Origin of the sequence: Geodermatophilus arenarius (assembly GCF_042654585.1) — a bacterium.
In the GTDB taxonomy this organism is placed as follows: Bacteria; Actinomycetota; Actinomycetes; order Mycobacteriales; family Geodermatophilaceae; genus Geodermatophilus; species Geodermatophilus arenarius.
In genome coordinates this window covers 1-12,778 of the sequence record NZ_JBHSGR010000026.1, presented here as the reverse complement: position 1 = coordinate 12,778, position 12,778 = coordinate 1, and the positions used below count along the sequence as shown (strand labels likewise).

Here is a 12,778-nt window from a genome sequence, read left to right as displayed (position 1 = left end):
TGTCATTCGCGTGGCCGAGCCGCGCGGGCTGGGTGATCATCGGTGCGGGAGGCCGGCGTCACGGGGACGGCGGCACCACGCGAGCCAGCACCCGACCGGGCCGGCACCCCTCGCCGGTCCCGGCGGCTGCGACGGAGGGGAGTCATGGCCGACTCGAGCACGGACCTCGGCAAGGGCAAGCGCATCACCGGTGGGGACCGCACCACCCTGGCGGACGAGCTGAAGAAGCGGTACGACGGCGGGGAGAGCATCCGCTCCCTGGCCACCTCGACGAACCGGTCCTACGGGTTCGTGCACCGGCTCCTGTCGGAGTCCGGTGCCACGCTGCGCAGCCGTGGCGGGGCGAACCGGAACAGCAAGAAGACCGCGTGACGGCGGCCGACGCCGACGGCTGGGTCCGCACCAGCCGGGACGGCGCCGTCCTCACCGTCACGCTCGACCGACCCGACCAGCTCAACGCCCAGACGCCGGCCACCTGGGCGGCGCTGGCGGCCGTGGGCGCCTCGCTCGACGACGACGTGCGCGTGGTCGTCGTGCGGGGCAGCGGCCGCTCCTTCTCCGCCGGCCTGGACCGCAGCCTGTTCGGCGCCGACCCGTCGACCCCCGGCGGGCTCGGCGAGCTGGGCACGATGCCGGCCGAGCTCGCCCAGGAGCGGATCCGCGGGTACCAGGGCGGCTTCCGGTGGCTGCGCTCGCCGGGGATCGTCTCGGTGGCCGCGGTGCAGGGGCACGCGATCGGCGCCGGCGCGCAGCTGGCGCTCGCCTGCGACCTGCGGGTGATGACCGACGACGCGTCGCTGCGGCTCCCCGAGGCGACGCTCGGCCTCGTCCCCGACCTCACCGGCACGAGCACGCTGGCGGAGCTGGTGGGCTACGCGCGGGCGATGGAGGTCTGCGTGACCGGCCGGCCGGTGCCGGCGGCGGAGGCGCTGGCGTGGGGCATCGCGAACGCCGTCGTCCCGGCCGCGGAGCTCGACGGGGCGGTGGCGACGCTGGTCGCCGCGCTCACCGCGCCACCGGCGGGAGCGGTCCGGGAGACCGCGGCGCTGGTGCGCTCGGCCGTCCGCAACCCCCCGGAGGCGCAGGACGCGGACGAGCGGGCCGCGCAGTCCCGGCGGCTGGCCGAGCTGGCGGGGCTGGCGCGCCGCTGAGGGATCCGGAACAGGAGGGGACCGGCCGCTGTTGGACCGGCGGCCGGTCCCCGTCCGGCCGTGAGGAGGTCGCGTCGTGAGCAGTCCCATGACCTCCATGGCGGCGATGCGCTCGTTCCGCCGCGACCCGTCGGTCACCTCGCGGCCGCTGCCGAAGGGCACCGTGCGCCGCATCCTCGGCGTCGCCCGGCCCTACCGGCGCGAGCTCACGTTCTTCCTGCTGCTGGTGGTCGGCTCCTCGGTCATCGGCGTGCTCACCCCGCTGCTGGCCGGCGACATCGTCAACCGGATCGCCCGCCTCGACGGCACCGCCGGCGGCATCGTCCGCATCGCGCTGTTCATCGCCGGCCTGGCGGTGGTCGACGCCGCGATCTCGGTGGCCACCCGCTGGTACTCCGCCCGGATCGGCGAGGGCGTCATCTACGACCTGCGCAGCCGGGTGTTCGAGCACGTGCAGCGGATGCCGGTCGCGTTCTTCACCCGCACCCAGACCGGTGCGCTGGTCAGCCGGCTCAACAACGACGTCGTCGGCGCGCAGCAGGCGTTCACCTCGACGCTGTCCGGCGTCGTGTCCAACGTGATCGGACTGGTGCTCACCGCCGGTGTCATGTTCACGTTGTCCTGGCAGATCACCCTGCTCTCGCTGGTGATGGTGCCGCTGTTCGTGCTGCCCGCGCGGCGGATCGGCCGGCGGCTGCAGGAGATCACCCGGGAGTCCTACGGGCTCAACGCGTCGATGAACGCGACGATGACCGAGCGGTTCAACGTCGCCGGGGCGCTGCTGGTCAAGCTGTTCGGCCGGCCCGACACCGAGGCCGAGAGCTTCCGCGGCCGCGCGGCGCGGGTGCGCGACATCGGCGTCCTGTCGGCCATGTACGGCCGCACCTTCTTCACCGCGCTGACCCTGGTGGCGGCGCTGGCCACCGCGCTGGTCTACGGCCTGGGCGGCTGGCTGGCCTTCGACGGGTCGCTGTCGCCGGGCGACGTCGTCGCGCTGGCGCTGCTGCTGTCCCGGCTGTACGGTCCGCTGACCGCGCTGTCGAACGTCCGGGTCGACGTCATGAGCGCGATGGTCAGCTTCGACCGGGTCTTCGAGGTACTCGACCTCGCGCCGATGATCGCCGAGGCGCCCGGCGCCGTCCCGGTGCCGGCCGGCGACCGGTCGATCGAGTTCGACGCCGTCTCCTTCAGCTACCCGGCCGCCACCGACGTGTCGCTGGCCTCCCTGGAGGACGTGTCGCTGCCCGAGCACGGCGGCCCGACGGCGGTGCTGCACGACGTGTCGTTCCGGGTCGAGCCCGGGCAGATGGTGGCGCTGGTCGGGCACTCGGGTGCCGGCAAGTCGACGATCGTCAACCTGGTGCCGCGGCTGTACGACGTGACCGGGGGCGCGGTGCGGGTCGGCGGGCTCGACGTCCGGGAGGCGACGCTGGCGTCGCTGCGCGACGCGATCGGGGTCGTCAGCCAGGACGCGCACCTGTTCCACGACACCATCCGCGCCAACCTGCTCTACGCCCGCCCGGACGCCACCGAGGAGCAGCTGTGGGCGGCGCTGACCGGTGCCCGGATCGCCGCGCTCGTGGCGGCGCTGCCCGACGGCCTGGACACCGTCGTCGGCGACCGCGGCTACCGGCTCTCGGGCGGGGAGAAGCAGCGGCTGGCCATCGCGCGGGTGCTGCTCAAAGCGCCGGGGATCGTCATCCTCGACGAGGCGACCGCGCACCTGGACAGCGAGTCCGAGGTGGCGGTGCAGCACGCGCTGGACACCGCGCTGACGGGCCGGACGTCGCTGGTGATCGCGCACCGGCTGTCCACGATCCGCAGCGCCGACCAGATCCTCGTGGTCGACGACGGTCGCATCGCGGAGTCGGGCACTCACGAGGAGTTGCTGGCGCTCGGGGGCCGCTACGCCGACCTCTACCGGACCCAGTTCGCCGACGGCGAGCGTCGGACGGTCGGCGCGGCGTAGCAACTAGCGTTCCTCCTGCCCCAGCTGCACCAGGAGGAGCTCCGTGACGTCCGCGCACCCGTACGACGCCCAGATCCGCGCCCTCTACGCCGACTTCGTCGACGGCTGGAACCGGCGCAGCGGCGCGGCGGTGGCCGCGGTCTTCGCCGACGACGGCGACATGATCGGCTACGACGGGACGTCGGTGAGCGGCCGGCTGTCGATCGCCTCGGACCTGCGGCGGGTGTTCGGCAGCCACCCGACGGCGACCTACGTGGCCGTGGTCCGCTCGGTGCGCGCGGTCACTGACGGCGTGGCCGTGCTGCACGCGCACGCCGGGATGATCCCGCCGGGGGAGGACGACGTGGACCCGGGGCTGCACAGCATCCACACGCTGGTCGCCGTCGACGAGGGCGGCGGACGCTGGAAGACCACGCTGTTCCAGGCGACGCCGGCCGCGTGGCTGGGCCGCCGCGACGCCCGGGACGCGCTGACCCAGGAGCTGCGCGGGCTGCTCGCCACCGCCCGGTGAGCGTGCTGGTGGCGGCCGCGGACCTCCTGGCGGGGCCGGACCTCCCGGCGGGCCCGGACCTCCCGGCGGGGCAGCGGCCGGTGCTGCTCGACGTCCGCTGGGCGCTGGGTGACCCGCACGGCCGGGAGCGGTACCTGGCCGGCCACCTCCCGGGCGCGGTGTTCGTCGACCTGGAGACCGAGCTCGCCGCACCGCCGTCGGCCGCCGGGGGCCGGCACCCCCTGCCGTCGCCTGCGGCCCTGCAGGCCGCGGCCCGGCGGTGGGGCATCCGGTCCGGCGACGCCGTCGTCGCCTACGACGCCACCGGCGGGCAGGCCGCCGCGCGGGCGTGGTGGCTGCTGCGCTGGGGCGGGCTGACCGACGTCCGGCTGCTCGACGGCGGCCTGGACGCCTGGGTCGCGGCCGGCGGGGAGCTGGAGACCGGCGACGTCGTCCCGGAACCCGGCGACGTCGTGCTGACCGGCGGCCGCATGCCGACCCTCACCGCCGACGAGGCCGCGGCGCTCCCCGCGCGCGGCGGGGTGCTGCTCGACGCGCGGGCCGGCGAGCGCTACCGCGGCGAGCGCGAGCCGGTGGACCCGCGGGCCGGGCACGTGCCGGGCGCGGTGAGCGCGCCGACGGGGGAGAACCTGCGGGCGGACGGCCGGTTCCGGACCGACCTGGCCGAGCGGTTCGCCGCGCTCGGCGTCCGGCCGGGGACGGCGGTCGGCGTCTACTGCGGCTCGGGCGTGACCGCCGCGCACGAGGTGGCGGCGCTCGCCGAGGCGGGCGTCGAGGCGGCGCTGTGGCCGGGCTCCTGGTCCCAGTGGTCGGCCGACCCGTCCCGCCCGGTCGCCACCGGCCCATGAGGCACCCTCCTAGCCCTGACGGCTCCCGACCGCGGCGTCGTAGCGGTCGAGCAGGACGGCGGCGATGCGCTCGTCGGGCAGCAGGGGAGCGGTGACGACGTCGGCGCCGGCCTCGGCCAGCCTGCCGTGGAAGTGGCCGGGCGCGAGCAGGTAGGCGGCGACGACGACCCGCTCGGCGCCGGCCTTCCGCGCGGCGGCGACCGCGTCGGCGACCGGGGGCTGCGCGGCCGAGCCGTAGCCGGTGGTGACGGGGCCGGCCCAGGAGCGCTGCAGGAGGTCGGCGGTGTCCTCGACGTCGGCCACCGACCGCGGGTCACTGGAGCCCGCGGCGGCGAGGACCACGGCGGTGAGGGGGTCGCGCGGGTCGGCGCCGGCCTGCACCAGCCGGTCGGAGAGGACGTCGGCCAGCCGCGGGTCGGGGCCCAGCGGGCGGGCGGCGACGGCGGACTCGTGCGCGGCCACGGCGCCCGCGATGTCGACGTGCACGTGGTACCCGCCGGACAGCAGCAGCGGCACGACGACGGCCGGCCGCCCCTCCGCGGCGAGGCCCGCGACGACGTCGACCACCGTGGGCGGCTGCACGTCGACGAAGGCGGCCGTCGTCACCAGCCCCGGGCGCAGCCGGCGCGCGGCCAGGGCCAGCTCGGCGACCAGCCGGCGCCCGGTCGGGTTGCGCGTGCCGTGCGCGCACGCGACGAGGACCGGAGCGTCGCTCACGGGGTGCGCAGGACGCCGCCGTCGACCGCCACCATCGTGCCGGTGACGTAGCCGGCGGCGGGGGAGAGCAGGAAGGCCGCCACCCGGCCGAACTCGTCGGGCTCGCCGACGCGGCGCAGCGGGATGCCGGCCTCGGTGCGCGCCCGCATCGCCGCCGGGTCGCCGGACGCGGCCTCGATGTCGGTGATCCGGTCGGTGGCGATCGTGCCGGGCATCAGCCCGACCACCCGGATCCCGCGCGGGCCGAGCTCGTCGGCCAGCGCCTTCGCGGTCATGGCCAGGCCCGGGCGCAGCGCGTTGGAGATGGCCAGGTGCCCGATCGGCTGGCGCACCGACGTCGACAGCACGAACCCGATCGCCGCCCCGGCGGACAGGTGCGGCTCCAGCGCCCGGACCAGCCGCAGGGGGCCGAGCAGCACACTGTCGACGGCGGCCCGCCAGTCGTCCTCCGCCGTCGTCAGCACCGTCCCCGGCGCCGGGCCGCCGACGGAGACCAGCACGCCGTCGACCCGGCCGAGCACCTCGAGCGCGCGGCCGACGAGCAGGTCGGCGGCGCCGGGGTCGGCGAGGTCGGCGGCCACCCCGGACGCGCCGTCGCCCAGCTCCGCCACGGCCGCGGAGACCGACTCGGGGGAGCGGGAGCTGACGAGGACCCGGGCCCCGTCGGCGACGAGGGCCCGGGCGGTCGCCAGGCCCAGCCCCCGGCTCGCGCCGGTGAGCAGGTACCCGCGACCGCCCAGGCCCAGGTCCATCGGGGGATCAGCCTCCGATCAGGCGTTGCGCAGCGAGCGGAGGACGTACTGCATGATCCCGCCGTTGCGGTAGTAGTTCGCCTCGCCGGGGGTGTCGATGCGGACGCGGGCGTCGAACTCCACGTCGCCCGCCCTCACCTTCACCGTGCGGGGCGTGCGGCCCTCGTTCAGCTCGGTGATCCCGGTGATCGTGAACTCCTCGTCGCCGGTCAGGCCGAGCGACTCGCGGTTCTCGCCCTCGGGGAACTGCAGCGGCAGCACGCCCATGCCGATGAGGTTGGAGCGGTGGATCCGCTCGTAGCTCTCCGCGATGACCGCCTTGACGCCGAGCAGCGCCGTCCCCTTGGCCGCCCAGTCGCGCGACGAGCCGGAGCCGTACTCCTTGCCGGCCAGCACGACCAGCGGGATGCCGGCCTCCTGGTAGGCGACGGAGGCGTCGTAGATCGTCGTCGTCTCGCCGGTCAGGTGGTTCTTGGTGACGCCGCCCTCGGTGCCGGGCACCAGCTGGTTGCGCAGCCGGATGTTGGCGAAGGTGCCGCGGATCATGACCTCGTGGTTCCCGCGGCGGGAGCCGTAGGAGTTGAAGTCGCGCCGCTCCACGCCGTGCTCGCGCAGGTACTTCCCGGCCGGGCTGTCGGCCTTGATCGACCCCGCGGGCGAGATGTGGTCGGTGGTCACCGAGTCGCCGAGCACCGCCAGCGCCCGGGCGCCGGTGATGTCCTGGACCGGGGCCGGCCGGTCCTGCATGCCCTCGAAGTACGGGGGCTTGCGGACGTAGGTGCTCTCGGCGTCCCACGAGAACGTGTCACCGGTGGGCGTGGGCAGGTTCTGCCACTGCTCGGTGCCGGCGAAGACGTCCTCGTAGCTGCGGCCGAACTGCTCGGCCGAGACCGCCTCGTCGATGACCCGCTGCACCTCGGCCGGCGAGGGCCAGATGTCGCGCAGGTACACGTCCTGGCCGTCCTTGCCCTTGCCCAGCGGCTCGGACGTGATGTCGACGTCCATCGAGCCGGCCAGCGCGTAGGCGATGACCAGCGGCGGGCTGGCCAGGTAGTTCATCTTGACGTCGGGGTTGATCCGGCCCTCGAAGTTCCGGTTGCCCGACAGCACCGAGACGACGGCGAGGTCGGCCTCGTTGACCGCGGCCGACACCGGCTCCGGCAGCGGGCCGGAGTTGCCGATGCAGGTGGTGCAGCCGTAGCCGACCAGGAAGAAGCCGAGCTTCTCCAGGTACGGGGTGAGGCCGGACTTCTCGTAGTAGTCGGTGACGACCTTCGAGCCGGGCGCCAGCGTCGTCTTGACCCACGGCTTGGTCTGCAGGCCCGCCTCGACGGCCTTCCTCGCCAGCAGCGCCGCCCCGAGCATCACCTGCGGGTTGGAGGTGTTGGTGCAGGAGGTGATCGCGGCGATCACGACGTGGCCGTGGTCGACGAAGGTCTCGGTGCCGTCCTCGAGCACCACCCTGGTCGGCTTGTTCGGCCGGTCGGGCAGCGACTCGCCGGGCAGGTACGGGTGCGGCTTGCCGTCCTCGCCGTTGCCGTGGGCGAAGGGGCTCACCGGGTCCGACGCCGGGAACGACTCGGCCGAGGCCTCGTCGGCCGCGGACACCACGCCGTAGGGCTGCTCGTTCTGCGGGACGCCGGGCTTGCGGTCGTCGCCGCCGGTCTGGTCGTCGGCGACGTAGTCCGGCAGCGCGGCGCGGAAGGAGGCCTTGGCGTCCGACAGCGCGACGCGGTCCTGCGGCCGCTTCGGGCCGGCGATCGAGGGGACGACCGTGGACAGGTCCAGCTCGAGGTACTCGGAGAAGGCCGGCTCGCGCGACGGGTCGTGCCAGAGGCCCTGCTCCTTGGCGTAGGCCTCGACCAGGGCGACCTGCTCGGCCGAGCGGCCGGTGAGCCGCAGGTAGGCGATGGTCTCCTCGTCGATGGGGAACATCGCCGCGGTCGAGCCGAACTCCGGGCTCATGTTGCCGATCGTGGCGCGGTTGGCCAGCGGCACCGCGGAGACGCCCTCGCCGTAGAACTCGACGAACTTCCCGACGACGCCGTGCCGGCGCAGCATCTCGGTGATCGTGAGGACCAGGTCGGTGGCGGTGGAGCCCTCGGGCAGCTCGCCGGTCAGCTTGAAGCCGACCACGCGCGGGATGAGCATCGAGACCGGCTGGCCGAGCATCGCGGCCTCGGCCTCGATGCCGCCGACGCCCCAGCCCAGCACGCCCAGGCCGTTGACCATCGTGGTGTGCGAGTCGGTGCCCACGCAGGTGTCGGGGTAGGCGACGACGCGGTCGCCCTCCTGCCGCGGGAACACCACGCGGGCCAGGTGCTCGATGTTGACCTGGTGGACGATGCCCATGCCCGGGGGGACGACCTTGAAGTCGTCGAAGGCGCCCTGGCCCCAGCGCAGGAACTGGTAGCGCTCACCGTTGCGCTGGTACTCGATCTCGACGTTGCGCTCGAACGAGTCCGGGGTGCCGAAGACGTCGGCGATGACGGAGTGGTCGATGACCAGCTCGGCCGGGGCGAGCGGGTTGATCTTGTTCGGGTCGCCGCCGAGCTCCGCCATGGCCTCGCGCATGGTGGCGAGGTCGACGATGCAGGGGACGCCGGTGAAGTCCTGCATGACCACGCGGGCCGGGGTGAACTGGATCTCCTGGTCGGGCTCGGCCGAGGGGTCCCAGTTCGCCAGCGCCCGGATGTGGTCGGCGGTGATGTCCGCGCCGTCCTCGGTGCGCAGCAGGTTCTCGAGGAGGACCTTCAGGCTGAAGGGGAGCCGGTCTGCGCCCTCGACCGCGTCGAGCCGGTAGATGTCGTAGTCGGTGCCGTCGACGCTGAGCGTCGACCGGGCTCCGAAGCTGTCCTTGCTGGCTGCCACTGCTTGCGCCTCACCCTCGAGAGTCCATCGGGCTTGAATGCCACCCCCCATCATCCCAGCCGCCTGCGGAGACGCACTGGTGAGGCGACCCTTCCCTTCCCCGGTGACGTCGCTCCCACCGGCGACCTACCGTGGGGCGCGTGACCGGCGCCGTCCCCGACCCGCTGCCCGCCTGGCTGGCGCAGGCCCGGCGGGTGACCGTCCTGACCGGCGCCGGGATCTCCACCGACAGCGGCATCCCCGACTACCGCGGCCCCAACGGCGTGTGGACCCGTGACCCGGACGCCGAGAAGCTCGTGACGCTGTCCTACTACGTCGCCGACCCGGAGATCCGGCGCAAGGCGTGGCGCATGCGCGCGGACGTGCGGGCGGCCACGATCGCCCCGAACGCCGGGCACCGGGCGCTGGCCGACCTGGAGCGGCAGGGCCGGCTGCGGGCGCTGCTCACCCAGAACGTCGACGGGCTGCACCAGGCCGCCGGGTCCTCGCCGCGGGCGGTGCTCGAGCTGCACGGCACGGTGCACGCGGTCGAGTGCCTGTCGTGCGGGGACCGGACGTCGATGGACGAGGCGCTGGCCCGCATCGACGCCGGCGACCCCGACCCGGCCTGCACCGTCTGCGGCGGCATCCTCAAGTCCGCGACGGTGAGCTTCGGGCAGGCCCTGGACGAGCGGGTCCTCGACGCCGCGGCCGCCGCCGCCGCGGACTGCGACGTCTTCCTCGCCGTCGGCACCTCGCTGGTCGTGTACCCGGTGGCCGGGCTGGTCGAGATCGCCGCCGCGCACGGCGCGCGGGTGGTCATCGTCAACGCCGAGCCCACGCCCTACGACGGGCTGGCCGACCTCGTCGTCCGCGAGCCCATCTCGACGGCGCTGCCGCGGCTGCTGGGGACGGCGTGACCCGGGCCGGACCGGAGGCGCGCCACCGGGCACCGGTGCTCGACGAGCTGCCGCGGCGGGCGCGCGTCCTGCGGACGCGGTGACCCTGCTCGTCGTCCACCTGGCGCTGACGGCGGCCTACGCCGGCTTCCAGTGGACCGTGCGGGCACTGGTCTACCCGCAGTTCGCGCAGGTCCCGGCCGCGGCGTTCCCGGCCTACGAGCGGGCGCACCGGCGGCGCGTGTCCCGGGTCGTGGGCCCGCTGTTCGCCGGGCAGGGCGTCACCACGCTGTGGCTGCTGGCCGCCCGGCCCGACGGCGTCCCGCTGCTGCCGGTGCTCGCGGGCGGCGCCTGCCTGGCCGTCGTCCTCGGCGTCACCGCGCTGCTCGCCGTGCCGCTGCACCGGCGGCTGGGCGAGGGGTTCGACGCCGGCGCGTTCGGCCGGCTGCTGCGGGCGGACACCGTCCGGGCGGTGGCCGCCACCCTCGGCACGGTCGCGGCCGGGTGGCTGCTGCTCGTCAGCGGCTAGCGTGACCCCGACCACGTCGAGCGGCTGACCGGCGCGCCGGCAGCCCTGGCCACCGGGAGCCCGGCATGCGCGTGCCCCTCACCACCCGCGACTTCCTCGACCGCGCCGAGCTGGTCTACGGCGACCGCGTCGGCGTCGTGGACGAACCGGACCAGCCCGCCCCGTCGGTGGGCGAGGTGACCTGGCGCGAGGTGGCCCGCCGCGGCCGCGCGCTGCAGGCCGGCCTCGACGCGCTCGGCGTGGGGGAGGGCGAGCGGATCGCGGTCGTCAGCCACAACGCCGCCCGGCTGCTCGAGGTGCTGCTCGCCGTCCCGTCGTCGGGGCGCGTGGCGGTGCCGGTCAACTTCCGGCTCAACCCCGAGGAGGTCTCCTACATCGTCGGGCACTGCGGCGCGCGCGTGCTGCTGGTCGACCCCGAGCTGGAGGCGAGCCTCAAGGGCGTCGAGGCCGAGCACCGGTTCACCACCGGCGAGGAGTACGAGCAGCTGCTGGCCTTCGACGCCGAGCCGCGGCCGTGGAGCGAGCCCGACGAGGACGCCACCGCCACGATCAACTACACGAGCGGGACGACGGCGCGGCCCAAGGGCGTGCAGATGACCCACCGCAACATCTGGGTCAACGCGGTCACCTTCGGCATGCACATGCAGGTCGGCGACCGCGACGTCTACATGCACACGCTGCCGATGTTCCACTGCAACGGCTGGGGCCTGCCGTACACGATGGCCGGCGTCGGCGCCCGCCAGGTGGTGCTGCGCAAGGTGGACGGCGCGGAGATCCTGCGCCGGGTCGAGCGGCACGGCGTCACGATGATGTCCGGCGCGCCGGCGGTGTGGAACGCCGTCCTCGACGCCGCCGCCGAGTGGGACGGCGAGGTCCCCGGCCGCGACCGGGTGCGCATCGTCGTCGCCGGGGCGCCGCCGCCGTCGCGGACGATCGCCCGGGTCGAGGCCGGGCTCGGCTGGGAGTTCAACCAGATCTACGGCCTCACCGAGACCGCGCCGCTGCTCACGATCAACCGGCCGCGCGCCGAGTACGACGAGCTCGACCCCGAGGAGCGCGCCAGGCGGCTGTCGCGCGCCGGCGTGCCGGCGATCGGCACCCGCATCGCGGTGAGCGAGTCCGGGGAGGTGCTGGCGCAGGGCAACACCGTGCTCGCCGGCTACTGGGAGAACCCCGACGCCTCCGCCGAGGCACTGGAGGGCGGCTGGTTCCACACCGGCGACGGCGGCAGCCTCGACGACGGCGGCTACCTGACGATCTCCGACCGCAAGAAGGACGTGATCATCACCGGCGGCGAGAACGTCTCCTCGATCGAGGTCGAGGACGCCGTCTTCAGCCACCCCGCCGTCGCCGAGGTCGCCGTCATCGGCATCCCCGACGAGAAGTGGGGCGAGCTGGTGACCGCGTTGGTGGTGCTCGCCGAGGGCGAGACGGCGACCGAGGCGGAGATCATCGCCCACTGCCGGTCCCGGCTGGCCGGCTACAAGGCCCCCAAGCGGGTCGAGTTCCGGGACGAGCTGGCCCGCACCGCCACCGGCAAGATCCAGAAGTTCAAGCTGCGCGAGCCGTTCTGGTCGGGGACCGGCGGCCGCCAGGTGAACTAGCGCGCTCCCCCCTAGGGGGGAGATCCGCCCGCCTGCCCCTCCGGAGGTCACCCGGACCGGTCGACAACCGGTCCGGGTGGCGCCCGCACGGGCGTCCGGAGACCAGCGCCCGGCCTGCGACGCCGGCGCACCGGGAGGGGTCGGCACGTGGGTACGGGTACGCGCACGCGACATCACCGCTGGGCGGTCCGGGCGGCGGGCACGGCGGTCGCCGGGCTGGTCGTCCTCGGGCTGGCGCCGGGCACCGCGTCGGCCGCGCCGAGCGACGCCGAGATCGCCGCCGCCGAGGCCGCCCGCGACGCGGCCGCCGCGCAGGTCGGCGTGCTCAGCGCCCAGCTGGCCCAGGCCGAGGCCGCCGCCGCGGAGGCGCACCAGGCCGCGCAGATCGCGCTGCAGGACTACGAGGAGACGCGGGCCGCCTACGAGGCCGCCCGCACGGCCGCCGACGCCGCCACGGCCGCCGCCGCGCAGGCCGACGCCGACCTCGCCGAGGGCCGCACGCAGGTCGCCCGCCACGCCCGCACGGTCTACATGCAGGGCAGCACCGCGCCCGGCGCCACCGCGCTGCTCTCCGCCGCCGGCCCCGCCCAGCTGGTCGAGCGCGCCGCGCTGCTCGAGGCGGCCGGCACCCACCGCGTCGACGTCGTCGGCGAGCTGACCGTGCTGCAGGAGCAGGCCACCCAGGCCCAGCAGCAGGCGCAGACGGCGTCCGTGCAGGCCGAGACGCTGCAGGAGCAGGCCGCCCAGGCGCTGGCCGGCGCGCAGGCCCAGGAGACCGCCTCCCGCGAGCAGAGCGCCGCGCTCGCCGAGCAGCGCGACGCCGTCGTCGCCGAGGCCGAGGCCGCCGGGCAGCAGGTGGCCGGCATGCAGGCGGAGCAGGCCGCCGCCGAGGCCGCCGCCGAGGCCGCGCTGGCCGCCGCGGCCGCCCGCCAGGCGGTGGCCGCCTCG

General features: G+C 75.2%; 11 protein-coding genes and 1 pseudogene. 9 read left to right on the top strand and 3 right to left on the bottom strand.

All coding sequences use genetic code 11. From position 1 onward, the window contains the following. The first annotated feature begins 144 nt into the window (after positions 1-144). The 5 genes from ACFO3M_RS19710 to ACFO3M_RS19690 all read left to right on the top strand — a co-directional run bounded on the left by ACFO3M_RS19710 (position 145) and on the right by ACFO3M_RS19690 (position 4,479). Positions 145-372, top strand: coding sequence for a helix-turn-helix domain-containing protein (locus tag ACFO3M_RS19710; protein WP_387992902.1), 228 nt, complete (start codon positions 145-147; stop codon positions 370-372). Then, positions 369-1,151, top strand: coding sequence for an enoyl-CoA hydratase/isomerase family protein (locus ACFO3M_RS19705; RefSeq protein WP_387992900.1), 783 nt, complete (start codon positions 369-371; stop codon positions 1,149-1,151). Before ACFO3M_RS19710 ends, ACFO3M_RS19705 begins: the two co-directional genes overlap by 4 nt. Before the next feature lie 76 nt (positions 1,152-1,227). Then, a complete protein-coding gene (locus ACFO3M_RS19700) occupies positions 1,228-3,120 on the top strand; it encodes an ABC transporter ATP-binding protein (protein ID WP_387992898.1) in 1,893 nt (630 codons plus the stop codon). Positions 3,121-3,163: 43 nt separating this feature from the next. Further along, positions 3,164-3,631: an SgcJ/EcaC family oxidoreductase gene (locus tag ACFO3M_RS19695; protein ID WP_387992895.1), complete on the top strand. Its 468-nt coding sequence runs from the start codon at positions 3,164-3,166 to the stop codon at positions 3,629-3,631. After that, the gene (locus ACFO3M_RS19690) at positions 3,628-4,479 is read left to right on the top strand and encodes a sulfurtransferase (protein ID WP_387992892.1); all 852 of its coding nucleotides are present in this window, start codon (positions 3,628-3,630) and stop codon (positions 4,477-4,479) included. The genes ACFO3M_RS19695 and ACFO3M_RS19690 overlap by 4 nt, the downstream gene beginning before the upstream one ends. Before the next feature lie 9 nt (positions 4,480-4,488). Here ACFO3M_RS19690 and ACFO3M_RS19685 read toward each other — a convergent pair whose 3' ends face one another. The 3 genes from ACFO3M_RS19685 to ACFO3M_RS19675 are packed head-to-tail and all read right to left on the bottom strand — an operon-like array spanning position 4,489 to position 8,819. Next, positions 4,489-5,196 (bottom strand): sirohydrochlorin chelatase, encoded by a 708-nt coding sequence (locus tag ACFO3M_RS19685; protein WP_387992889.1) that lies wholly within the window; start codon positions 5,194-5,196, stop codon positions 4,489-4,491. Then, positions 5,193-5,948 (bottom strand): SDR family oxidoreductase, encoded by a 756-nt coding sequence (locus tag ACFO3M_RS19680; RefSeq protein WP_387992886.1) that lies wholly within the window; start codon positions 5,946-5,948, stop codon positions 5,193-5,195. Before ACFO3M_RS19680 ends, ACFO3M_RS19685 begins: the two co-directional genes overlap by 4 nt. An 18-nt stretch (positions 5,949-5,966) precedes the next feature. Continuing rightward, complete coding sequence (locus ACFO3M_RS19675) at positions 5,967-8,819, bottom strand: aconitate hydratase (protein WP_387992883.1); 2,853 nt, start codon at positions 8,817-8,819, stop codon at positions 5,967-5,969. Positions 8,820-8,959: 140 nt separating this feature from the next. Between ACFO3M_RS19675 and ACFO3M_RS19670 the strand changes: the two genes are divergently transcribed. From ACFO3M_RS19670 to ACFO3M_RS19655, 4 genes and pseudogenes are all read left to right on the top strand, one after another. Beyond that, positions 8,960-9,718: an SIR2 family NAD-dependent protein deacylase gene (locus tag ACFO3M_RS19670; RefSeq protein ID WP_387992880.1), complete on the top strand. Its 759-nt coding sequence runs from the start codon at positions 8,960-8,962 to the stop codon at positions 9,716-9,718. A 79-nt stretch (positions 9,719-9,797) separates the two neighbouring features. Next, the gene (locus ACFO3M_RS19665) at positions 9,798-10,226 is read left to right on the top strand and encodes a DUF1772 domain-containing protein (RefSeq protein ID WP_387992877.1); all 429 of its coding nucleotides are present in this window, start codon (positions 9,798-9,800) and stop codon (positions 10,224-10,226) included. A 65-nt stretch (positions 10,227-10,291) separates the two neighbouring features. Then, positions 10,292-11,830, top strand: coding sequence for an AMP-binding protein (locus tag ACFO3M_RS19660; protein ID WP_387992874.1), 1,539 nt, complete (start codon positions 10,292-10,294; stop codon positions 11,828-11,830). Between the two features lie 147 nt (positions 11,831-11,977). Further along, positions 11,978-12,778 (top strand): annotated as a pseudogene (locus tag ACFO3M_RS19655) (hydrolase); the annotation flags it as partial.

What these genes read in the sequence shown, in the direction of transcription:
- ACFO3M_RS19710 (WP_387992902.1), top strand. Translation starts at nt 145, where the DNA reads ATGGCCGACTCGAGCACGGACCTCGGCAAGGGCAAGCGCATCACCGGT.
- ACFO3M_RS19680 (WP_387992886.1), bottom strand. Translation starts at nt 5,948, where the DNA reads ATGGACCTGGGCCTGGGCGGTCGCGGGTACCTGCTCACCGGCGCGAGC.
- ACFO3M_RS19660 (WP_387992874.1), top strand. Translation starts at nt 10,292, where the DNA reads ATGCGCGTGCCCCTCACCACCCGCGACTTCCTCGACCGCGCCGAGCTG.